The organism is Fusobacterium perfoetens (genome assembly GCF_021531475.1).
Classification (GTDB): Bacteria; Fusobacteriota; Fusobacteriia; order Fusobacteriales; family Fusobacteriaceae; genus Fusobacterium_B.
In genome coordinates this window covers 1-21,882 of record NZ_JADYTX010000028.1, presented here as the reverse complement: position 1 = coordinate 21,882, position 21,882 = coordinate 1, and the positions used below count along the sequence as shown (strand labels likewise).

Sequence of the window (21,882 nt, the reverse complement as noted above, 5' to 3'; positions counted from 1 at the left end):
TAGAATGTAATTATTACTTAAATTTAGGAGGCTAGAAATATGTATGTTTATTTATGTTATTTTTTGATTTATTCTTTTTTAGGTTGGTGTGTAGAAGTATGTTATGCAGCTCTAAATACTAAAAAGTTTATTAACAGAGGATTTCTAAATGGAGCTTATTGCCCTATCTATGGTGTAGGAGTGATAACTATAATGTATTTTGTCTATCCTTTTAAAAATAGCTTAATAGTGCTGTTTATGTTCTCTGTAATTCTTACTTCTCTGATTGAATTTTTAACAGGACTTATTTTGGAAAAGGCTTTCCATTATAGATGGTGGGATTATTCAAAGGAGCATTTTAATTTGGGAGGATATATCTGCCTTAAATTTTCAATAATTTGGGGGCTAGCTTGTGTATTTGTTACAGAGATTGTTCACCCAGGAGTAAGGGATATTGTTTTATGGATTCCTAAATCTTTCGGTGAAGTTATTCTTGGAATACTTTATCTTTTAATGATGATTGACTTTGTTGTAACAGTAAAAACAGTTTTAAAACTTAATGCTAGAATGGAAAAACTTCAGATGATAGCAGATGATATACATAAATTTTCAGATAAATTGGGAAATAAAGTTTCTTCAGATTTTTTAGATGTTGAAGAAAAGATAGAAAAACTTAATAGCAAAAGAGAGAAAGAGATATCTTGGCTTGAAAAACGTATTATCCATTCATTTCCAGAGATGAAATCAACAAAGTATAATAATATTTTCAAGGATATTCGTAGTAAAGTATTTGAAAAAAATAAAAAAGCATAGAAAAATTATTTTAAAGAGTTGTTGTAATTTTAAGAAATATAGCAACTCTTTTTTTATTTTTTGTAATTATTAAAAATATAAATTTTCTTAGATGTTAACTTTTAAAAACTATATTGTTAACCTATGAGGTTTATTTTTTTGAAATATTTGCTTTGGTAACCCTATAATAAAATTAGGGATTTAAAGGAGGGAGTAGTGTGGAAAAGAAAATAGATGGATTTTTTATAACAGGAGTTGGGACAGATGTTGGTAAAACTTATACTTCAGCTCTACTTTATAAAGAGTTAAAAAAATATAAAGATGTAGGATATTATAAACCTATTCAAAGTGGTTGTTTTTATGAAAATGGAAAGTTGACAGCTCCAGATTTAAAATTTTTAGCTGAGTTTTCTGGAAATCCTTATGATGATAAGATGTGTACTTATACTCTTATACCAGAGGTATCACCACATCTTGCCAGTGAAATAGAAAATAAAAAAATAGATATGGAGATTATTTATAAAGAAATCGAAAATAAAAAAGAAAAATATGAAACTTTGCTTATAGAGGGAGCAGGTGGAGTTTATGTGCCGCTTATAAGAGATAAAGTATATATCTATGATTTTATAAAAAAAATAGGTTTTCCAGTGATACTGGTTGCAAATACAAAAGTTGGTGGAATTAATCACGCAATGTTAACTATAAAATTTTTAGAAAGTTTAGGAATAAAAATTCATGGAATAGTGTTCAATGGATATAGTGGAGAGATTTTTGAAGATGATAATATAAAAGTGGTTTTAAAAGATAGTGATATAAACAATCATTTAATTATCAGAGAAAATCAAAAAGAGATAGAAAAAGAGGAACTATTCAAATTTTTTAATATTTAGGAGGAAAGATGTTAAGCGATTTACAAAAGAGAGATTTAAAATATATATTTCACCCTTGTTCACAGATGAAAGATTACGAGAAATTTCCACCAGTGGTAATAGAGAAAGGTGAGGGAATCTATGTATGGGACGAGTTTGGAAAAAAATATATGGACTGTGTAGGAAGTTGGTGGTTAAATCCTTTGGGGCATTGTAACCCTAGAATTAATAAAGTTATCAACGAACAGATAAATACAATAGAGCATATTATATTTGCAAATTTTTCTCATAGACCAGCAATAGAACTTTCAGAAAAACTTATGAAATTAGTTCCAAATGGTTTATCAAAACTATTTTTTGCAGATAATGGCTCTTCAGGAGTGGAGATTGCATTAAAACTAGCTTTACAATCACAACATCAAAGAGGTTTTACTAAAAAACATAAACTTGTTACAATAAAAAACTCTTACCACGGGGAAACAATAGGAGCTTTGGCTGTTGGAGATATAGATTTTTTCACTAAGAAATATAAACCACTTATTAAAGAGGCAATAAAAGTTCAAGGACCAGATTGCTATAACTGTCCATTTAAGAAAAAATATGAAAGTTGTAATGCAGAGTGTTTCTGTGAAATGGAAAAAGTTTTGACAGAAAATAGTGATGAGATAGTGGCAACAATCATTGAGCCAATAGTCCAAGGGGCAGGGGGAATGAAGATATATTCTCCAATCTATATGAAAAAATTAAGAGAGTTAACAAAAAAACTTAATATCACTATGATAGTTGATGAGATAGCAATGGGATTTGGAAGAACAGGAAAGATGTTTGCCAGTGAGTGGGCAGGTATTACACCAGATATAATGTGTGTTGGAAAAGCTCTTACAGCAGGATATTATCCAATGTCCATAGTTATAATGACACAAGAGATTTTTGACTCTTTTTACTCTGATTATTTAGAGGGAAAATCATTTTTACACTCACACAGTTTTTCTGGAAATCCTATTGGTTGTAGAATAGCTTTAGAGGTTCTAAATATTTTTGAAGAGGAAAATATGTTGGAACAGATAAATAAAAAAGGGGAATACCTAAGAAAAAAAGCTGAAGAAATTTTTAAGGATAAAGATTACATTGGAGAGATTAGACAGATTGGTTTAATGGGAGCTTTGGAGATTGTAAAAGATAGCAAAACTAAAGAGAGATTTCCAAGTTCAGAGAGAGCAGGTTATGAAATCTATAAAATTGCAATGAAACACGGAGCAATCTTAAGACCATTAGGAGATACAATGTATTTTATGCCACCTTTTATAATTACCTATGAAGAGATTGATAAAATGCTAGAAATATGCAAAATCTCCATTGAAGAATATATAAATTCAAGAAAATAGGTGATATTTTGAAGATAGAAGAGATAAAAAATCAACTAGAAAAGAAAAAATTAGAAAACAATCTAAGAACTTTAAAAATTTTTAAAGAGGAAGATTTAAACTTATCATCAAATGATTATTTAGGGATTGGTCAGGATAAAAAATTAAAAGAGGAATTTTTAGAAAAATATCGAGATAAAATTTTATTTTCCTCTAGTTCTTCTAGATTAATCACAGGAAATTATAAAATAATAAGGGATTTGGAAGAGAGATTAAATAAAATCTATGGTAAAAGTTCCCTTGTGATGAACAGTGGTTTTTCAGCCAATAAAACTATAATAGAAACTTTTTATAATAAAAATTCTCTTATTATCACAGACAGATTAAACCATTCAAGTATCTATGCAGGAATTTTAGAAAGTGGTGCTAAGGTAGTAAGATATAGACATCTTGACATAGCTCATCTTGAAACTGTTTTAGAAAAATATAAAAAAGATTATGATGATATTTTGGTAGTTACAGAAACAGTTTATAGTATGGACGGAGATATTGCACCTATCAAAAAAATTGTAGATTTAAAGAAAAAATATAAGTTTAATTTGATGGTAGATGAGGCACACTCTTATGGAGTTTTTGGATATGGGATAGCTTACGAAGAAAATCTTTTAAAAGATATAGATTTTTTGACAATACCCCTTGGAAAAGGTGGAGGTTCAATAGGTTCATATATAATCTGTGATGAGATTTATAGAGAGTATCTTATAAATTTTGGAAGAGAGATTATATATACAACCTCTCTACCACCAGTAAATGCTCTTTGGAATCTGTTTATCCTAGAAAAAATGGAAGAGTTTTCTGATAGAAGAAAAAAACTTTGGGAGCTTATAGATTTTTCAAAGGAAAAAATAAAAGAGTTAGAGATAAATGCAATCTGTGATTCTCAAATTATGGCTTTAATTATTGGAGATAATAAGAAAGCTGATATTATATCCAAAAATCTAAGAGATAAAGGATATGTTGTCTATTCAATAAAAAGTCCAACAGTGGCAAAAGGTACAGAGAGAATAAGAGTAGGACTTAATCCAAATATTTCAAAGGAAGAGATTTTTAATTTTCTAAAGGAGTTTAAAAATGAACTTAATAGTATTTTTTAATGGTTGGGGTATGGGAGATGAGGTTATTTCAAAAATAAAAATCCCTGAAAATTATAAAGTTATTAGTCTATCTTTTCCATATGACCTTGATACAAAAATCCTAAAAGATTTCAATGAAATAATTTTTATTGGTTGGTCTTTTGGAGTTTATTATTTATCAAAGTTTTTAGCAAATAATGAAATAAAATATAGTCAAGTTATTGCAATAAATGGCACACCAGAAATTATTGGAAAAAACGGTATAGGAGAGAGAGTTTTTGACTTGACTCTCAGAAATATGAACGAAGAAAATCTAAAAAAGTTTTATGAAAATATTGGTTTTATTTCTGATGATATACATAATAAAAATATTATTTCACTTATTGAGGAGTTAAAATTCTTAAGAAATAACTACACTCCACAAAAGAATTTTATTTCAAAAGCAATAATTGGAAAAGAAGATAAAACGATTCCCTACAAAAATCAAAAAAGATACTATAAAGAAAAAGGCACGAAAATAATAGAGATTAGTGCAAGTCATTATCCCTTTGATTACTTTGATTCTTGGGAAAAAATTATAAATATTAGTGAGGTTTAAGATGGAGTTTGGAAAAAATTTTTCTACCTATGATGAGAATGCAATAATTCAAAAAAAAGTAGCAGAGAATCTAACCAATTTTATTTCAAAAAAATTCAATAACCAAAAATTTGATAAAGTTATAGAGCTTGGTTGTGGTACAGGGATTTTTACAAGAGAATTTTTAAAAAAATTTGAAATAAACGAGATTGACCTAAACGATTGCTTTAACACTAGAGATTATTTCAAAGAAATAAATTATAAAAATTTTATTTGTGATGATATGAATGAGGCTATTATCAAAAACTATGATATTGTTATTTCAAGTTCTAGTTTTCAATGGATAGAGGATTTGGAAAAACTTATTGAAAGTATTTCAAAAAAATCTGAGAAACTAGCTTTTTCAATCTACATTGATGGAAATTTAAAAGAGATAGCAGAGCATTTTGGTGTGGGACTTAAATATAAAAAGATAGAAGATATTTTGATTATTCTAAAAAAATATTTTAAAAATATTGAGTATTATTCAGAAGAAAAAACTTTAAACTTTTCTTCTCCTATTGAGGCGTTGAGACATTTGAAAAGAACAGGGGTAACAATAAAAAATAGAACATCAATTTACGATATAAAATCATACAAAAATACATTATTAACATATAATATGGCTTATTTTATTTCATATAATTAGAAATATTTTTAAAAAAATAAAGGAAAAAATCCCCTCATATAGAATAATATAGTAACAAGTATATTAAAGGGGGGAGTGCTATGAAAAAAATATTAGTACCATTAGACGGAAGTGAAAGAAGTCTTCACTCAGTAGAATTAGTAAAGGAATTATATCACCCAGATGATATTGAATTAACTCTTATGTATGTAAAGGAAGATGCACAACTTTTTATAGATGAAAGAAGTTTTGCTGAGGCAGAAAGAGAGATGCAAGGTGTTGTTTGTCCAGCTGTTCAAAAATTAGAGGGATATAAAATAAACTGTGAAGTTGGATTTGTTGACCCAGGAAAAGAAATTGTAAAATGTGCCACAGTAAATAATACAGATATTATTATAATGACAAAATCTACTAAAAAAGGTTTAACTCGTATGATAGGTTCTGTTACTAGTTATGTAGTAAAACATACTCCTTGTATAGTGATGATAGTTCCTGAATAAAAATAAAAAAATTGGTGTTGCGACTTGCAACACCTTTTTAAATTATAATATAGTAGCTCTTTCTTTTAAAGAATCAGGAAGAGATATATTTAGATTTTTCATAGTAGATTCATTTATCATTAAAACTGTATTTTCTGGCATTTGAACTGGAATATTATTTGGTTTTTCTCCGTTTAATATTTTTATTGCAATCTCTCCAGCTTGATATCCACAATTTTTATAACTTATAGTTTCAGTGGCAAGAGCTCCCTGTTTGATTTGGTCTTCAATACAACCAATTACAGGAATACTGTTTTCTTTAGCTTTTTCCAAAACAAGTGGAGTGGCAGAAACTATTAAATTATCAGTTGGAGTGTATAAAACATCAACTTCTTTTAAAAGAACATCAAGAGCTTGTCCAATCTCATTAATATTATTTACACCTTTTTCTTTTATAGTGTAACCATATTTAGAAGATTCTTTTTTCAAAATATCAATTAAAACTAAAGAATTCTCTTCACTGGTATTATAAACAACTCCAATATTTTTAGCATTAGGAAGTAAAGTTTTTATAAGTTCCACTTGTTTAGCAACTGGTGCCATATCACTAACTCCAGTTATATTTTCTCCCACAAGTCCAGCTGATGCAGGGTCAGTTACAGCAGAGATTATAATTGGAATATCTTTGGTAACATTATACATAGCTTGAGCTGATGGAGTAGAAACAGCTAATACTAAATCTTTTTTATTTTGAACATAAGAGTTTGCTATTGTTTGAGCAACTCCGAAATCTCCTTGAGCATTTTGAAATTCAATATTTACCTTTGCATCATCATATCCTTTATCTTTAAGAGCTTGTTTAAAACCTTGGACAACTTCGTCAAGAGCTGAGTGTTCCACAATTTGAGTGATTCCGATATTTATCTTTTCATCTTTTTTTCCACAACCAATAATAGATAAAACCATAGTAAGTAAAAGTAGTAATTTTTTCATAAATCCAACCTCCAATTTTTTATTTGAAGATATAGTATCACAGATTATACTAAGTTAGTAGATAACAATTTTTTTATTTTTTTGTTCTCAATTTCATTGTTAAATACCCTATAAAACTAGATTTTTCTAGGGGGTTATAGTTAAAGTTTGTTCGTTGGAAAATAAAAAACACCAACAAGGATAAAAATCCAAATTGGTGTTTATTTTTTCTTAAAAGATTTTTTTATAGATTCCTTTAATCTTTTTAAAGGGTAACCTCTAAAAATCCAAACTTTTCTAATTTTGTTAAAATCTTCAAAATATTTTTCTCTCTCTTGGTCTAAAGGTTCAGAGCATTTTCTTTTCCAACATTTATAAACTCCAGTAATGTCAGCTCCCTTTAAAATATTTTTTAATTTTTCTGGAAGATGTTTTACAGAGATATAAGACTGAAAATCTATAATGTATGGTAGTCCATCTTCTCCCATAATTATATTTCCAAGGTTTCTTAGGTCTAAATGGACAATATCTTTATCGTGCATCTTTTTTATATTTTTTTCTAACTTTAAGAAATACTCTTTTGGAATAGAATTATCAGGGAATTTTTTTAGAGCATCACCTTTTATAAAATTAAAAGCCAAAGTATACTTAGAAAGAAGTACAACATTTTTAGTAATAGATGGATTATCACTAAGAGTTTCTAAAGCACTTCCCTCCCTTTTTACAAAAAGTTTACCGATTGTATTTTTCAAAAACCAAGGAGATGCAGAGAAATCTTTTATAGTAAAATCATACTCATCATCACAGTATCTAAAAACAGAGGCATTAAGATATTCTCCCTCATTCATTAGAGAAAGATTGTTAATATCTATATTTTTATGAAATTTTTCAGAAAGCATTTTTTGTATATTTTGCTTTATTTTTTCGATATTTTTCATCAATTATCCTCGCCTATTAATATTTTGACCAACCAGTCATAAATTAGTCTATACATTGTATCATTTTTTATTTTCCTAGTCAATTTTTTATTTCTTAGTTGAAAGAATATTTTATCAAAAAAAGTGTTAAAATACAAGGACAAATTTTATATTTCTAATCTCTTTCAAAAAATAAAAGAGAGAATTACTGGATTTTATTTTTACAGTAGTTCTCTCAAATTATTAAATATTTAAAAATATCTTAGTTTAATTTAGATAGGAATTTTTCAATATTTATTACAAATCTTTCGTGAACTCCCTCTCCAACAACTATATCTTTGTATGTTGCTACAACTTCAAAAGTTAATTTTCTTCCGTCGATTTTTGTTAAAGTAGATTTACAAACAACTTCATCACCGATTTTGTTAGCTCTTAGATGTTTCATATTCATAGAGATACCAACAGTTGATTCAGTTTCATCAAGGAAAGGAGCAACGATATCAAGAGAAGTTTTTTCCATAAATGCTACTAAAAATGGAGTTCCGTAAACATCTAAAGTTCCAGATGCAGCTTTAGCGGCAGTTTCATCAGCTCCAACAATTTTAGTATGAGTAAGAGTCATACCCTCTTTTAATCCATCTTTCATAAAATAAACCTCCAAATTTTAATTTTATTTTAAATAATATGTATATACTCATTAATAAAGTTTTTATTTTAGAATTAAAAATATTAATTCCAAACCTATTATACTTTATTTTCGTTAAAAAATAAATAATTTTTTTATCTATCTCTTAAATTTTCCATTTATAAAATACGGGACTGTCACATTTTATAGATAAAATATAGATTAAAAATTACGGAAATTATGGAGAAAAATTAGATTTATAAAGCGATATTGAATGCTAAAAATCACAACTGTTTGAGCGTAGCGAGTTTTGTGATTTTAGTGAAATGAGCTTTTAATAAATCAATTTTTCGTAATCTGTAGTAATTTTTAATCTTATATTTAATTTGTAACAGTCCCTAGTTTTTATTTTAATATATCTTTTATTCCAGCAATAACTTTATCAATATTTTCTATTGTAGCTGATTCTCCCATATGTCCAACTCTTAGGATATATTTTGCAAAATCTCCGTAAGAACCAGAAATAAGGATTTGATGTTTTTCTTTTAAAAGTTTTATAAACTCATTTGGTGTAAATCCCTCTGGTACATAAAAAGATGTAACAGTTGAGGCAAATCCATCTTCAATATAAAGTTTTAATCCAAGTTCTTGAATTTTTTCTCTACAATACTTAGCCACTTTATGATGTCTTTTTACAACTTCATCAATTCCCTCTTCTAATAAATTATCAATAGCTTGGTCAAATCCCATTATATCACTAGCTGGCATTGTATATGGGAAAAGTTTATTTTCTACACAACTGTCCCAGTAAGAAAGATTGCAATAAAAAGATGGGATAGGTTCTTTTCTATTTTTAATAGCTCTCCAAGCATCATCACTTACTCCTAAAATAGTAAGTCCAGGAGGAGCAGAGAAAGCTTTTTGAGAACCACCAAGAGCGATGTCAGCTCCAAAACTTTCCATATTAAAATGTTCTCCACCAATAGCAGCAACAGTGTCAACTACTGTTAAAATTCCTTTTGATTTTAAAAGTTTACAAATACTTTCAACATCATTTAAAACTCCAGTAGGAGTATCACAGTGAACTACAGTTGCAAATTTAAAGTTGCTATCTTTTTCTAAAAATTCTTCTACTTTTTTTACATCAATTTTATTTTTACTATCAAAACTTAAAGTTACAGGAGTAGCACCATAAGGTCTTACAAGGTCAGCAAATCCTGCTCCAAAAAGTCCATTTTCTATTATAAGAACTCTATCTCCTTTTTCACATAAAGAGGCACAGGCACTGTCAAGTCCAACCATTCCCTCTCCACTCATAATAACTATATTAGATTTTGAACAACCAAAAATCTTGGAAGTTTTCTCCCTAAGCTCATCATAAAATTTAAAAAAATCATCATCTATATCTGGATTTCCAAAAAATTCAGATCTTTTTTCCATTACATTTTTTCTAACCATAGTAGGTCCTGCTGTCATCATTAAGTAATTTGGATTGTACATCGGTAAAACCTCCTAAAAAAATTTTTATTATTATATCATAGTAAAAAATCTATTGCAATGGAAGAAATCTATTTTTCCCAAAGTTTTTTTATATTTTCTATAAATTTAAAATCATCTTCCACACTTCTACCATTGACGGTTAAATATCCACCTATCATAAGTCCATTAGCTCCAGCTAAAAATGCACTTCCCATAAAATCTTTTAATATACTTTCTCTACCAGCTACTACTTTTATATTTTTATCTTTTAGAATAAGTCTAAAAATAGCGATAGTTTTTAAAATCTCGCAAGCATCTAAAACTTCTCTCTCTCCATATGGAGTTCCTTTTATAGGATTTAAAATATTTAGAGGAATAGCATCAACCCCAAGTTCTTTACAAGTAAATGCCATATCAATTCTATCTTCCCAAGTTTCTCCCATTCCAATAATTCCACCACAACAAACTTTCATTCCAACTTTTTGAGCAGATTTTATTGTATCAATTCTATCTAAAACATTGTGAGTTGTAGCCACGATATCTTTATATGATTTTATAGATGTTTGAAGATTTGAGTGAAATCTTGATACTCCTGCATCTTTTAAAGTTTGTAGCTCGTCTTCATCTAAAAGTCCAATAGAACAGCAAACTTCAATATCTTTTGACATATTTTCAGCAAATTTTTTTATAACTTCATAGTCTTGTGTACCTTTTTTTATTCCTTTACCACTTGTAACAATAGCAAATCTATCACTTTTATGTTCGATAGCTGTTTTACATTCATCTTCTAAAACTTTTATATCTTTTAAAGGGTAAGTATGAATATGAGTATTGTATTTTTCTGACTGAGCACAGAATTTGCAATCCTCAGAACATTTACCAGATTTTGCATTTGTTATTGTACAAGTTTCTATTTTATTTCCACAAAATTTTTCTCTTATTTTATTAGCCACAGCAAAAAGCTCTACAAGTTCACTTCCTTTTAGTTTAGTAAGTTCTAAAGCCTCTTCCTTTGTAATCTCTTTTTCTATATATTTTTCAAAATTCATTGCAATTCCTCCCTACTTTTCAATACTAACAGTATATATTTTTTAGAGAAGATTATACACCATTTTTTTTATAAAGGTTAACAATCAAAATACTTTTATAGGTCATATAAAAGTATGATATAATAAAAATATAAAATAATATATGGTATTTGGAGATGAAAATGGCGAAAAAAGAAGTAAATACAGATTTGTGGGTATATGAATTACTAAAGGAAGCTAAAATAAAAGCGGATTATCAAGGAAGTTCAATAAAAGAAATAGATGAGGCTTTAAAAACGGCAAGTAAAAAAGGGACTGGAAATGTAGGGTTTCCAGAATATATTGCTGTTGTAAAAGACTTTTTATTAGTAATAGAAGATAAAGCTAATTTAGATAAACATATAAAAAGAAATAAAGATAATTTGATAGATGAAACTCAAAGTAGTATAGTAAATTATGCAGTGAATGGTGCATTATTTTATGGAAAACATTTATCCAAAAATACAAATTATAAAAAAATAATAGCTCTTGGAATAAGTGGAAATGAAAAAATTCATAAAATCTCTCCTATTTTTATAAATGAAAGAGAAGATTATGAAGAATTGGAAGAAGTGGAAACTTTAATCTCTTTTAATGAAAAAAATATAGAAGAATATTATATAAAAGAAATTTTAAAAGAAGAAACTGATACAGAAAAAGAAACAGCTGAAATTTTAAAAGATGCAGCTAAATTACACGAAGATATTAGAAATTATGGAAATATAGAAGATAAAAATAAACCTCTTATTGTATCAGGTATTCTTTTAGCTTTAAGAGAAATAGAGTATGGTTTTTCCTTAGATAATCTTACTGGAGATACTATAACAACAGATGGGCAAAAAATATATACTCAAATAGAAAATAATTTAAGAAGAGCAAAAGTTAGTCCAGAGGTAAAAAGAGATAAATTATTAAGCCAATTTACAATTATTAGAGATAATACAAAAATAAATGAAATAGAAAAAAGTTTAGGGAAGACACCTTTAAAATATTTTTCTGAATTTTTATACAATAGTATATACAAGAATATAAGATACCATAGTTCAAGTGAAGATTTTTTGGGCAGATTTTATGGAGAATTTATGTCTTACTCTGGTGGAGATGGACAAAGTTTAGGAATTGTTTTAACACCAAAACATATAACAGAATTATTTTGTGATTTATTAGATTTACAACCTGAAGATAAAGTATTAGATCCTTGTTGTGGAACAGCAGGATTTTTAATAGCTGCAATGCATAATATGGTTTCTAAAACAAAAGATGAGATGCAGATAAAAAATATCAAAAAAAATCAATTATTTGGAATAGAAGAACAAAGCTATATGTTTACAATAGCAACTACAAATATGATACTTCGTGGTGATGGAAAATCAAATATTGAAAATAAAGATTTTCTAAGAGAAATTCCAAGCAAATTACAATTAAAAGGTTGTAATATAGGAATGATGAATCCACCATATTCTATGGGAGGTAAATCAAAGCCAGAATTATATGAAATAAGTTTTACTAAACATTTGTTAGAAAGTATTGTTGAAGATGGAAAAGTTGCTGTAATTGTCCCTCAATCAACTTTTACTGGAAAAACAAAAGATGAAAAAAATATAAAGGAAGATATATTAAAGCATCATACATTAGAAGGAGTAATTACTTTAAATAAAAATACTTTTTATAGAGTGGGAACAAATCCGTGTGTAGCTGTTTTTACAGCACATAATCCGCACCCTAAGGATAAAATAGTTAAATTTATAAATTTTGAAGATGATGGATTTGTTGTTTCAAAACATATTGGACTTATTGAAACTCCAAGTGCAAAAGATAAAAGAAAACATCTATTAGATGTATGGTTTAATAATGTAGAAACACCTACAAAATTTTGTGTAAAAACTACAATAGAACCTGATGATGAGTGGTTACATTCATTTTATTATTTTAATGATGAAATTCCAACAGAAGAAGAATTTGATAAAACTATTGCGGATTATTTAACTTTTGAAGTTAATATGATAACTCACGGAAGAGGTTATTTGTTTGGAATAGACGAAGAGGGGGAAAATAATAAAAATGAATAATGATATTATAATTTATAAAAGTGATGATGGGAAAATAAATGTTGAACTTTATGAAAAAGATGGTAGTATTTGGCTTAATCAAAAACAGATAGCAGAATTATTTGCAAGTTCTCGTTCAAATGTAGCGGAGCATATTTTAAATATCTATAATGAGGGAGAAGTAGATAAAATTTCAACTTGTCGGAATTTCCGACAAGTTCAAACAGAAGGTAATAGAACGATTGAGAGAGAAATGAGCTATTATAATTTAGAAATGATATTAGCTGTTGGATTTCGTATCCGTGGAAAAAGAGGGACTGAATTTAGAATATGGGCAAATTCTACACTAAAAGAATATTTGAAAAAAGGATTTGTAATGGACGATGAAAGGTTAAAAAATCCAAAGGATAGATGGGATTATTTTGATGAGTTGTTAGCTCGTATCCGTGATATTAGAGCCTCTGAGAAAAGGTTTTATCAAAAAGTAAAGGATTTATTTACTTTGAGTATAGATTATGATAAAAATAATGTTGCTATAATTAATTTTTTTGCTAATACTCAAAATAAATTACTTTTTGCAGTTACAGGAAAAACTGCAGCAGAACTAATAGTAGACCGTGCTAATAGCAATGAAAAAAATATGGGGCTTACTTCATTTAAAGGTAGTGTTGTAAGAAAAGAAGATATTTATATAGCAAAAAATTATTTAACAGAAGATGAGCTAGATACTCTTAATAGATTTGTAGTTGTATTTTTAGAAACAGCAGAATTAAAGGCAAAAAATCGTGAATGTATAACTATGAATTTTTGGTATAAAAATGTAGATAAAATAATAGAATTCAACGATAAAGAAATTTTAAGTGGAACAGGGACTATTTCACACGAAACTATGAAAAAAATAGTATCAGATAGATATAAGGAGTTTGACAAAAAAAGAAAAGAATATGCCAAATTAATAGAAGATGAAAATGATTTAGCAGAGATTGAAAAACTAGAACAAAAGTTGAAAGGTGAAAAAAATGAAAAAAATTAGTCTAACTAATTTAATATGGAAAGAATTTGAAATAGGGGACTTATTTGAAATAAAAAAAGTTTATGGAAAACCAGAAAATACTTATAAAGATGGAGAAATTCCATATATTTCTACATCAGGAGTAAATAATGGAGTTATTTCATTTAGAAGTAATATAGAGAAAAAAGAGATTAGCGAGGGAAATTGTATATCAGTAGATCCGATAAATGTGAAATGTTTTTATCATATTTATGATTTTATAGGAAGAGGTTATAGTGGAGCAAGTGTAAATTTATTATATTCAAAGTTTTTAAATAAGTATAACTCTAAATTTATAATAACTGCTATTGAGAAAGCAAATAAAGAAAAAGCTTCTTATGGGTATTTATTTAATGGCAATAGATTAAAAAAAGGAAAATTATTATTACCAATAAATGAAAAAGGAGATCCAAATTGGGAATATATGGAAGATTATATAAAAACTATTGAATTAGAAAAATCAACAAATTTAATTGAATACTTGAAGTCAAAATAAAGAAAGGGATAAAATGAAAGTTGTTATTAGAGGTGGTGGAGATTTAGCAACAGGAGTTGCAGAAGTTCTTTATCAATCTGGATTTAAAATACTAATATTAGATATAGAAAAACCTAGTTCAATAAGAAGAAGTGTATGTTTTTCTGAGGCGATTTATGATGGAGTTGTCAAAGTTGAAAATATAATTTGTAAAAAAGTGGAAAATGAAAATGAGATAGAAAAATGTTGGAGCGAAAAAATTATTCCAATAATGGTTGATGAGAAAGGGGAGATTATAAAAAAAATCAAACCAGATGTTGTAGTTGATAGTATAATAGCCAAAAAAAATCTTGGAACAACAAAAGAGATGGCACCTATAACTGTTGCTCTTGGAGATGGTTTCGAGGCAGGAAAAGATGTGGATATAGTTATTGAAACAATGAGAGGTCATAATCTTGGAAGAATTATAACAAGTGGCAGAGCTATGAAAAATACAGGAATCCCTGGAGAAATAAAAGGGGTTTCAAAAGATAGAGTTATTTATTCTAAAGCTAACGGAAGATTTTCTTCAGTAAAAAAAATAGGGGATACAGTCCAAAAAGATGAGATTATTGGATATGTCGGAGATGTAGAAATAAGAGGAAAAATTTCTGGAGTTTTAAGAGGAATAATAAGAGAGGGTTATGAAGTTACAGAAAATATGAAGATTGGAGATATTGACCCAAGAACTGAAGAAAAAAATAATTGTTTTACAATATCAGATAAAGCTCGTTCACTGGGAGGAGCAGTTCTTAGAGCTATAATGTTTAGACTAAAAGAGGAGAGAGAAAAGAAAAATGGAAACACTTATATTGAAAACTCTTTATGATAAAATAGAAAAAAATCAATCGGTGGCACTTGTAACTTTAATAGAATCAAGTGGAGCTACTCCGAGAAAAGCTGGAACTATTATGGGAGTTACAAAAGATGAAATAATCGGTACAGTTGGTGGAGGGTTAATCGAATTTAAAGTTATAGAACTAGCTAGACAATGTATTGAAAAAAATGAGAATAAATATTTTGAATTTGACTTAAATGGAAACGGACAAAATGCTATTGATATGAGTTGTGGTGGAAGTGTCAAAGGATATATAAAAACTTTTAAACCAAATGATAGGATAGTTATAGTAGGAGCTGGACATATTGGAAGAAATCTTATGAGTATATTAAAAGATTCTCCTTTTGAAGTTGTAGTTTTTGATGATAGAGATGAAAACATAGAGGGAGTTACAGTTGGAGATATTGAAACTTTAATAAAAAATCTTCCAGAGAATCCAGATACATATTTTGTAGTGGTAACCAAAGGGCATAAATCAGATTTTGTAGCATTAAAAAATATTTTTAAAAAAGAATTTAGATATATTGGAATGGTAGGAAGTAAAAACAAAGTCTTAGAAACAAGAAAAAAACTTATAGAAGAGGGAATAGAAATCCCAGAAGAAAGATTTTTCTCTCCGATAGGATTGGATTTTTCAAATGGTACACCATATGAGATAGCTGTGGAGATTTTAGCAGAGATACTTGCTGTAAAAAATAAAAAAGAAGTAAAACATAGAAAACTAATAGTTTAAAAAGGAAAAAGAGATAGCAAAAATGCTACCTCTTTTTTAAAATTTATGACATTCACGAAGAATCCTAGAATGAATAAACAACTCCTCCACCAAATATAGAGATAACATCGTTATCAACTATAGGAGAGTTTGATAAGTCATCAGATAATTTTGTTACTCCTGCAAATCCAACGAAAGACATATTGTTAGAGAATCTGTAATCTCCTAATACTCCTACACCATAGCTTGAACCAGCTTTTCCATCATAAGCGTATTTTATAGCTGAACATCTGTTAGCTTCGTGTTGGTCTACACCGAAGTAGTAATCAGAAAAGTCTTCATTATAGAAAGTATAGTTTACTGAAGGAACAAGAGTTAATTTTGAAGTTACATAATAAGGTTTCTTTAATGTGAAACTAGCAGTTCCACCTTCTTTTCCATATTCAATAGCGATTTCAGAAGTGATTTCATATGGTAGGAAAGTATAAGAAAGTTCTGCTCCTCCCATAAATTGAGTATCTCTGTCGTCGATTCCTTTATAACCTGGATCCATATCTCCAGCTTCTACTTTATATCCACCGAAAGGTACTCCGTAAACAGTGAATTTATAGTTGTCTGCCTCAAATAATTTATATCCGAAAGATAGTCCAGACGCTGAACCACCTTCTACAAAAAATCCATTGTATTCATAATCTACAAATGGTAAAAAATATCCTTTTTCATCGTTTTTAAAAACAGGGTCAGCTACTCCGTAACCAACTCCGATACTGCTAGCAAAAGATGCTTGAGCAAGAATAGCTCCAAGTCCTAAAAGCATAAGAGTTTTTTTCATAAATTTACCTCCAAATATATTAAAATGACCAATCGGTCATTTTTGTAACATAAATAGTATATCATTTTTATACTAAATAGTCAATTTATTAATCAAAAAAATATTTTACAAAAAGTGGATTTTTTGATATAATACATTGATAATAAATAAAAAATAAGAAAAGAAGGAGAAGATTTGTGAGAAAAATTATATTTTTTATGTTTCTAATATCCAATATAATTTTTGCTAGAACTGTAAGTTGGTACGGAAGAGGTTTTGAAGGAAAAGTAACTTCTAGTGGATATATTTTTGATTCTAATGATTTGACTTGTGCATCAAATCGTTATCCATTCGGAACTGTTTTAAAAGTAACAAACAGAGATAATGGAAAATCTGTAAAAGTGGTAGTAACTGATACTGGTTCTTTCAGTAAAAAATATGGAAGAGATTTGGATTTAAGCAGAGGAGCTTTTCAAAAGATAGCATCTTTAAAAACAGGAATTATTAGTGCTGATATAAAAGTGGTTAACCAAAAACATATTTTTAAATATAAAAAAGGAGCTCCACATTTTACTAATCAAGATTATAGAAGATTTTTAAGATAAAAATGAAAGTCACTTTAGGGTGACTTTTTATTTTATAAAAATATTTTTATGTGTTATAATAGCTATATAAGAGTTAAACTACTATATTTTAATAGGAGGAGAGAAAAATGAAATATATTGCTGATGAAAAAAGATATAATGATATGATTTATAAAAAATGTGGAAATTCTGGACTTTATCTTCCAATTCTTTCTCTAGGATTGTGGCAAAATTTTGGAGAGGAAACTCCTATTGATTTGCAAAAAAAGAAAATCTTTAAGGCTTTTGATTTAGGGATAACTCATTTTGACTTAGCTAACAATTATGGAAGACCTGCTGATGGTTCTGCTGAAGAAAATTTTGGTAGAATATTGAAAAGTGATCTAAGTCAATATAGAGATGAAATGATAATATCAACAAAGGCAGGATATGATATGTGGGCAGGACCTTATGGAAATGGAGGTTCAAGAAAATATCTAATGGCTAGTCTTGACCAAAGTTTAAAAAGAATGGGACTTGATTATGTAGATATATTTTATCATCATAGACCTGATCCAGATACACCTTTGGAAGAAACAATGCAAACTTTGGCTGATATTGTAAGACAAGGAAAAGCTCTTTATGTAGGAATATCAAATTATAAAAAAGAAGAGGCAGAAAAAGCTATAAAATTATTAAAAGAAATGAAAGTTCCTTGCCTTGTTAATCAAATAAGATATAATATGTTTGAACGTTGGTGTGAAGAGGGACTTCTTGATATTCTAAGCAAAGAGGGTACAGGTTGTATTTGTTATAGTCCTCTAGCTCAAGGAGCATTATCTAATAAATATCTTAAAGATATTCCAAAAGATTCAAGAGCCTCAAGAGAGGGAACAACCATTGCAGAACGTTATCTTTCTGAAGAAAAAATAAAAAAAGTAAGAGAGCTTAATGAGATTGCAAAAGATAGAGGACAAAGTCTTGCTCAAATGGCTCTTGCTTGGAATTTGAGAAAAAAAGAGGTTACAAGTGTACTTATAGGTGCTAGTAAAGTTGAACAGATAATTGATAATGTAAATACAATTAAAAATCTTGAGTTTTCTGAAGATGAATTAAATAGAATAGAAAACATTTTAAATTAAAATAGAGAATATTTTTTGTTTTGACTGTAAACAGATTAAGTTTGTTTACAGTTTTTTTGTGGAATAATATTTTTAAGAATATATAAAAAATTAATAGTATTAATTTAACGAAAAATATAGTTTTTATGAAAATTTTATAAAAAAACTTGACATTTTATATTTAATATAGTATATATTAAATATAAAATATTCTATAGAATATTTTAAAGAGTAATGAAAGATGTGTTTAGAAATTATAAAAATTTAAAGTTAGGAGGTTTTTTATGGAATTAGAATTTAATTTATTTTTAACCGTTGCTACTGCAGCAGTTGTTTTAATTGTTGGAGATTTTATTAAAAAAAGAGTTGAAATACTTAGAAGATTTTGTATTCCTGTTCCTGTTGTAGGTGGATTAATTTTTACAATATTACTTTCTATAGGATATTCTACAGGTTTATTTAATCTAAAATTAAACTTTGTACTTAGTAATTTCTTTGCTTTAGCTTTTTATTCTAGTATCGGATTTACAGCAAGCTATAAATTATTAAAAAAAGGTGGACCTCAAGTATTAAAATTTTTAATAGCTTCTATTATCGTAGTTATTCTTCAAAATTTTCTTGGAGTATATCTAGCTAAATTTTTAGGTTTAAATCCTTTAGTAGGTTTAGCAACTGCTTCTATACCAATGACTGGTGGTCATGGAACTTCCGCAGCATTTGCACCTGTATTAGAAGAAGCTGGTTTGTCTAACGCTCTAACAATTTCTTTAGCTGCAGCTACTTTTGGACTAGTTTCTGGTAGTTTAATAGGTGGTCCTACAGGTAAATTTCTTATTGAAAAATATAAATTAGTTTCTAAAATTATAAAAAATGAAGAAGTTGAAAAATCTAATGATTCTCTTAAAGAAATTAAAAATAAAATAGATGAAAAAAGAATACAATCAGCAATGTATCAATTATTAATCTCTATGGCTCTTGGTTCTATAATTTCTATGGGGCTAAAAAAAATAGGTTTAACTTTCCCAGATTCAGTTGGAGCAATGATAGCTGCAGCAATTATGAGAAATATAGCAGATTATTCTCCTAATTTTAAAATAAAAGAAAATGAAGTTAGAATAATGGGAGATTTATCTTTAATGCTATTCTTGGCTTTGTCTATGATGAATTTGAAATTGTGGCAAATTGCTGACTTAGCTATTCCTATGATTATATTATTAATAGCTCAAACTATATTAATGTTTATTTGTGCAACTTTCTTAACATTTAGAATGATGGGAAAAGATTTTGAAGCTGCTATGATGGCAGTTGGACATTGTGGATTTGGATTAGGGGCTGTTCCTACTGCTATGGCTAACATGCAATCTGTTGAGGAAAAATATGGAAAAGCTCCGACAGCATTCTTTATTTTACCTCTAGTAGGTAGTTTATTTATTAACTTTTTCAATTCAATTATAATTGTAACTTTTATTAACGTGTATAAATAATTTGAGGAGATGATATAGTTATGAAAAAAATATTAATGGCTAAAGCAGCAAGATCAATAGTAGAAATAAATCTTGGAGTGAAACCTGGAGAACAAGTGGCAATTGTAACAGAACCAAAACAAATGAGAATAACTGAAGCTTTAGCTGCAGCTGTTGTTGCTGCAGGAGCAGAACCAACAATTCATTTATTAATGCCTAGAGAAAGAGATGGTCAAGAACCACCAAAAACAGTAGCAGCGGCTATGAAAGAGTCAGATGCTTTTATAGGAGCTGTTTACACATCAATTACTCACACTCATGCAGTAAAAGACGCCTGTGCAGCAGGATCAAGAGGAGTAATGTTAACACAATTTAACGAAGAACAAATGATAAAAGGTGGAGTAAATGCTAATTTTTATGAAGCTGCTGCAAATTGTGAAAAAGTAGCAAAAGTACTAGCAGGAGCGGAAGTAATAACTATAACTACTCCAATGGGAACTAATTTAAAACTTTCTGGAAAGGGAAGAAGAGGAAATGCTATGACGGGAATTGTAAAAGCTGGAAGATTTGCTCCAGTACCAACTATTGAAGCTAATGTGTCTCCTGTTGAAGGAAGTGCAAATGGAGTGATTGTAGCAGATGCAAGTATACCATATATAGGAATAGGTTTATTAAAAGTACCTGTAAGAGCTGAAGTTAAAGATGGATATATAATACCAGAAAGTATTTCAGGAGGAGAGGAAGCGAAAAAATTAGCAGATGATTGGATAAGTAAAAAAGATCCTCAAGTATATAATGTAGCTGAAGTGGGAGTAGGATTAAATCCAGAATGTGTATTTACAGGAAGTATGTTGGAAGATGAAGGGGTTTACGGGTCTCTTCATATAGGAGTGGGAACTAATATAACTCTTGGTGGAGTTATAAAAGCAGCTTGTCATTATGATTTGATAATGACTAAACCTACTTTAACAGCAGATGGTGTAACGATATTAAAAGACGGAGAATTAATGCTTTAATATCTAATATCCTTTAGGCATTTTATCATAAAAAATTAGAGTGAGAGGGATAAAAATGAAAGATTTTAATATAGAAAAATATACGGAAGAACTTGAAAAAATTGTTAATATGGAAAGTGAAAGTAAAGATCCAGAGGGAGTAGAAAAAATAACTGATTATTTTTTTGATAAATATAAAAAATTAGGTTTAAATGTAGAAAAAATTAGTAAATATTCAGAAGTAGGACCTTGTTTAAAAGTTACAAATACAAACGAAGAAAATTATGATGTGTTATTGTTAGGACATCAAGATACAGTTTTTCCTAAAGGAACAATAAAGGAGAGACCTTTTAAAAGGGAAGGAAATAAAGTGTTTGGTCCAGGCGTGATTGATATGAAAGGACCTCTTCTTTCATTGTATTATACTGTAAAAGAATTGATAGAAAGTAAAACTTCTAAAAAGATTTGTATTTTATTAAATAGTGAAGAGGAGATAGGTTCAGAACATTATAAAGATTTAATCGAAGAAATTGCGAAAAAAAGTAATTATACTCTTGTTATAGAACATGCAAGACCTAATGGAGATTTAGTAGTTGAAAGAAAAGGAAGTGGAGGATATAAGGTAGAATTTACAGGAAAAGCTTCGCATGCAGGAAGTGCTCATGATAAAGGAAGAAATGCTATAAATGAAATGGCATATTGGATAAATGAATTAAATAAGATTACAAATTATGAAAAAGGGACTACAATGTAGTGAACCCATTTTCGAGCCTGTGAAAAAGATTCTGTAAATTAAATAATACTAACTTTTAATAGCTTTCTATGATAAAATTAATATCATAGGAG

The 21,882-nt window shown here is 28.3% G+C and carries 23 protein-coding genes; 17 read left to right on the top strand and 6 right to left on the bottom strand.

Annotated elements, in window-relative coordinates:
- Positions 1–39: 39 nt before the first annotated feature.
- The 7 genes from I6E15_RS07180 (at position 40) to I6E15_RS07150 (ending at position 5,881) form a co-directional block, all read left to right on the top strand.
- Positions 40–792, top strand: coding sequence for a putative ABC transporter permease (locus tag I6E15_RS07180; RefSeq protein ID WP_235247162.1), 753 nt, complete (start codon positions 40–42; stop codon positions 790–792).
- A 197-nt stretch (positions 793–989) separates the two neighbouring features.
- Positions 990–1,661: a dethiobiotin synthase gene (bioD, locus tag I6E15_RS07175; protein WP_235247161.1), complete on the top strand. Its 672-nt coding sequence runs from the start codon at positions 990–992 to the stop codon at positions 1,659–1,661.
- Positions 1,662–1,669: 8 nt separating this feature from the next.
- Positions 1,670–3,025 (top strand): adenosylmethionine--8-amino-7-oxononanoate transaminase, encoded by a 1,356-nt coding sequence (bioA, locus tag I6E15_RS07170; RefSeq protein WP_235247160.1) that lies wholly within the window; start codon positions 1,670–1,672, stop codon positions 3,023–3,025.
- Between the two features lie 8 nt (positions 3,026–3,033).
- Entirely contained in the window at positions 3,034–4,158 is a 1,125-nt protein-coding gene (locus tag I6E15_RS07165) for an aminotransferase class I/II-fold pyridoxal phosphate-dependent enzyme (RefSeq protein WP_235247159.1), read from the top strand.
- Positions 4,136–4,735, top strand: coding sequence for a pimeloyl-ACP methyl esterase BioG family protein (locus tag I6E15_RS07160; RefSeq protein WP_235247158.1), 600 nt, complete (start codon positions 4,136–4,138; stop codon positions 4,733–4,735). The genes I6E15_RS07165 and I6E15_RS07160 overlap by 23 nt, the downstream gene beginning before the upstream one ends.
- A gap of 1 nt (position 4,736) precedes the next feature.
- A complete protein-coding gene (locus I6E15_RS07155; RefSeq protein ID WP_235247157.1) occupies positions 4,737–5,402 on the top strand; it encodes a methyltransferase domain-containing protein in 666 nt (221 codons plus the stop codon).
- An 80-nt stretch (positions 5,403–5,482) separates the two neighbouring features.
- Positions 5,483–5,881: a universal stress protein gene (locus I6E15_RS07150; RefSeq protein ID WP_235247156.1), complete on the top strand. Its 399-nt coding sequence runs from the start codon at positions 5,483–5,485 to the stop codon at positions 5,879–5,881.
- Between the two features lie 42 nt (positions 5,882–5,923).
- On the opposite strand, the gene I6E15_RS07145 is transcribed toward I6E15_RS07150, so the two are convergent.
- From I6E15_RS07145 to bioB, 5 genes are all read right to left on the bottom strand, one after another.
- Positions 5,924–6,853 carry an ABC transporter substrate-binding protein gene (locus I6E15_RS07145; RefSeq protein WP_235247155.1) on the bottom strand — a complete coding sequence of 310 codons (930 nt, stop codon included), beginning with the start codon at positions 6,851–6,853 and terminating at the stop codon, positions 5,924–5,926.
- Between the two features lie 200 nt (positions 6,854–7,053).
- Positions 7,054–7,770 carry an RIO1 family regulatory kinase/ATPase gene (locus I6E15_RS07140; RefSeq protein WP_235247154.1) on the bottom strand — a complete coding sequence of 239 codons (717 nt, stop codon included), beginning with the start codon at positions 7,768–7,770 and terminating at the stop codon, positions 7,054–7,056.
- Positions 7,771–8,011: 241 nt separating this feature from the next.
- Positions 8,012–8,395: a thioesterase family protein gene (locus I6E15_RS07135; protein WP_177160942.1), complete on the bottom strand. Its 384-nt coding sequence runs from the start codon at positions 8,393–8,395 to the stop codon at positions 8,012–8,014.
- Positions 8,396–8,779: 384 nt separating this feature from the next.
- On the bottom strand, positions 8,780–9,874 hold the full coding sequence (locus I6E15_RS07130; RefSeq protein ID WP_235247153.1) for a pyridoxal-phosphate-dependent aminotransferase family protein: 1,095 nt from the start codon (positions 9,872–9,874) through the stop codon (positions 8,780–8,782).
- A 68-nt stretch (positions 9,875–9,942) separates the two neighbouring features.
- A complete protein-coding gene (bioB, locus tag I6E15_RS07125; protein WP_235247152.1) occupies positions 9,943–10,902 on the bottom strand; it encodes a biotin synthase BioB in 960 nt (319 codons plus the stop codon).
- Positions 10,903–11,063: 161 nt separating this feature from the next.
- Here bioB and I6E15_RS07120 point away from each other — a divergent pair, with 161 nt between their 5' ends.
- The 5 genes from I6E15_RS07120 to I6E15_RS07100 are packed head-to-tail and all read left to right on the top strand — an operon-like array spanning position 11,064 to position 16,104.
- Positions 11,064–12,989: an HsdM family class I SAM-dependent methyltransferase gene (locus tag I6E15_RS07120; RefSeq protein ID WP_235247151.1), complete on the top strand. Its 1,926-nt coding sequence runs from the start codon at positions 11,064–11,066 to the stop codon at positions 12,987–12,989.
- The gene (locus I6E15_RS07115; RefSeq protein ID WP_235247150.1) at positions 12,982–14,001 is read left to right on the top strand and encodes a virulence RhuM family protein; all 1,020 of its coding nucleotides are present in this window, start codon (positions 12,982–12,984) and stop codon (positions 13,999–14,001) included. Before I6E15_RS07120 ends, I6E15_RS07115 begins: the two co-directional genes overlap by 8 nt.
- A complete protein-coding gene (locus I6E15_RS07110) occupies positions 13,988–14,515 on the top strand; it encodes a restriction endonuclease subunit S (RefSeq protein ID WP_235247149.1) in 528 nt (175 codons plus the stop codon). The genes I6E15_RS07115 and I6E15_RS07110 overlap by 14 nt, the downstream gene beginning before the upstream one ends.
- Before the next feature lie 13 nt (positions 14,516–14,528).
- On the top strand, positions 14,529–15,362 hold the full coding sequence (gene yqeB / locus I6E15_RS07105; RefSeq protein WP_235247148.1) for a selenium-dependent molybdenum cofactor biosynthesis protein YqeB: 834 nt from the start codon (positions 14,529–14,531) through the stop codon (positions 15,360–15,362).
- Positions 15,331–16,104, top strand: coding sequence for an XdhC family protein (locus tag I6E15_RS07100; protein ID WP_235247147.1), 774 nt, complete (start codon positions 15,331–15,333; stop codon positions 16,102–16,104). The genes yqeB and I6E15_RS07100 overlap by 32 nt, the downstream gene beginning before the upstream one ends.
- A gap of 64 nt (positions 16,105–16,168) precedes the next feature.
- Here I6E15_RS07100 and I6E15_RS07095 read toward each other — a convergent pair whose 3' ends face one another.
- Positions 16,169–16,915, bottom strand: a complete 747-nt coding sequence (locus I6E15_RS07095) for a MipA/OmpV family protein (RefSeq protein WP_235247146.1) — start codon at positions 16,913–16,915, stop codon at positions 16,169–16,171.
- A 176-nt stretch (positions 16,916–17,091) separates the two neighbouring features.
- On the opposite strand from I6E15_RS07095, the gene I6E15_RS07090 reads away from it, so the two are divergent.
- The 5 genes from I6E15_RS07090 (at position 17,092) to I6E15_RS07070 (ending at position 21,790) form a co-directional block, all read left to right on the top strand.
- Complete coding sequence (locus I6E15_RS07090) at positions 17,092–17,499, top strand: septal ring lytic transglycosylase RlpA family protein (RefSeq protein WP_235247145.1); 408 nt, start codon at positions 17,092–17,094, stop codon at positions 17,497–17,499.
- Positions 17,500–17,606: 107 nt separating this feature from the next.
- Complete coding sequence (gene mgrA, locus I6E15_RS07085; protein WP_235247144.1) at positions 17,607–18,599, top strand: L-glyceraldehyde 3-phosphate reductase; 993 nt, start codon at positions 17,607–17,609, stop codon at positions 18,597–18,599.
- 263 nt (positions 18,600–18,862) lie between these two features.
- Positions 18,863–20,062, top strand: coding sequence for a sodium/glutamate symporter (gene gltS / locus I6E15_RS07080; protein WP_235247143.1), 1,200 nt, complete (start codon positions 18,863–18,865; stop codon positions 20,060–20,062).
- Between the two features lie 20 nt (positions 20,063–20,082).
- On the top strand, positions 20,083–21,057 hold the full coding sequence (locus I6E15_RS07075) for an aminopeptidase (protein ID WP_235247142.1): 975 nt from the start codon (positions 20,083–20,085) through the stop codon (positions 21,055–21,057).
- 55 nt (positions 21,058–21,112) lie between these two features.
- A complete protein-coding gene (locus I6E15_RS07070; RefSeq protein ID WP_235247141.1) occupies positions 21,113–21,790 on the top strand; it encodes a M20/M25/M40 family metallo-hydrolase in 678 nt (225 codons plus the stop codon).
- Positions 21,791–21,882: the final 92 nt, after the last annotated feature.

Excerpts from the sequence above, each read along its gene's own strand:
- bioA (WP_235247160.1), top strand. The coding sequence starts at position 1,670 with ATGTTAAGCGATTTACAAAAGAGAGATTTAAAATATATATTTCACCCT.
- I6E15_RS07095 (WP_235247146.1), bottom strand. The coding sequence starts at position 16,915 with ATGAAAAAAACTCTTATGCTTTTAGGACTTGGAGCTATTCTTGCTCAA.
- yqeB (WP_235247148.1), top strand. The coding sequence starts at position 14,529 with ATGAAAGTTGTTATTAGAGGTGGTGGAGATTTAGCAACAGGAGTTGCA.
- I6E15_RS07115 (WP_235247150.1), top strand. The coding sequence starts at position 12,982 with ATGAATAATGATATTATAATTTATAAAAGTGATGATGGGAAAATAAAT.
- I6E15_RS07145 (WP_235247155.1), bottom strand. The coding sequence starts at position 6,853 with ATGAAAAAATTACTACTTTTACTTACTATGGTTTTATCTATTATTGGT.
- I6E15_RS07135 (WP_177160942.1), bottom strand. The coding sequence starts at position 8,395 with ATGAAAGATGGATTAAAAGAGGGTATGACTCTTACTCATACTAAAATT.
- I6E15_RS07120 (WP_235247151.1), top strand. The coding sequence starts at position 11,064 with ATGGCGAAAAAAGAAGTAAATACAGATTTGTGGGTATATGAATTACTA.
- mgrA (WP_235247144.1), top strand. The coding sequence starts at position 17,607 with ATGAAATATATTGCTGATGAAAAAAGATATAATGATATGATTTATAAA.
- I6E15_RS07130 (WP_235247153.1), bottom strand. The coding sequence starts at position 9,874 with ATGTACAATCCAAATTACTTAATGATGACAGCAGGACCTACTATGGTT.
- I6E15_RS07075 (WP_235247142.1), top strand. The coding sequence starts at position 20,083 with ATGAAAAAAATATTAATGGCTAAAGCAGCAAGATCAATAGTAGAAATA.
- I6E15_RS07160 (WP_235247158.1), top strand. The coding sequence starts at position 4,136 with ATGAACTTAATAGTATTTTTTAATGGTTGGGGTATGGGAGATGAGGTT.
- I6E15_RS07140 (WP_235247154.1), bottom strand. The coding sequence starts at position 7,770 with ATGAAAAATATCGAAAAAATAAAGCAAAATATACAAAAAATGCTTTCT.
- bioB (WP_235247152.1), bottom strand. The coding sequence starts at position 10,902 with ATGAATTTTGAAAAATATATAGAAAAAGAGATTACAAAGGAAGAGGCT.
- I6E15_RS07100 (WP_235247147.1), top strand. The coding sequence starts at position 15,331 with ATGGAAACACTTATATTGAAAACTCTTTATGATAAAATAGAAAAAAAT.
- I6E15_RS07180 (WP_235247162.1), top strand. The coding sequence starts at position 40 with ATGTATGTTTATTTATGTTATTTTTTGATTTATTCTTTTTTAGGTTGG.
- I6E15_RS07150 (WP_235247156.1), top strand. The coding sequence starts at position 5,483 with ATGAAAAAAATATTAGTACCATTAGACGGAAGTGAAAGAAGTCTTCAC.
- I6E15_RS07070 (WP_235247141.1), top strand. The coding sequence starts at position 21,113 with ATGAAAGATTTTAATATAGAAAAATATACGGAAGAACTTGAAAAAATT.
- I6E15_RS07110 (WP_235247149.1), top strand. The coding sequence starts at position 13,988 with ATGAAAAAAATTAGTCTAACTAATTTAATATGGAAAGAATTTGAAATA.
- gltS (WP_235247143.1), top strand. The coding sequence starts at position 18,863 with ATGGAATTAGAATTTAATTTATTTTTAACCGTTGCTACTGCAGCAGTT.
- I6E15_RS07155 (WP_235247157.1), top strand. The coding sequence starts at position 4,737 with ATGGAGTTTGGAAAAAATTTTTCTACCTATGATGAGAATGCAATAATT.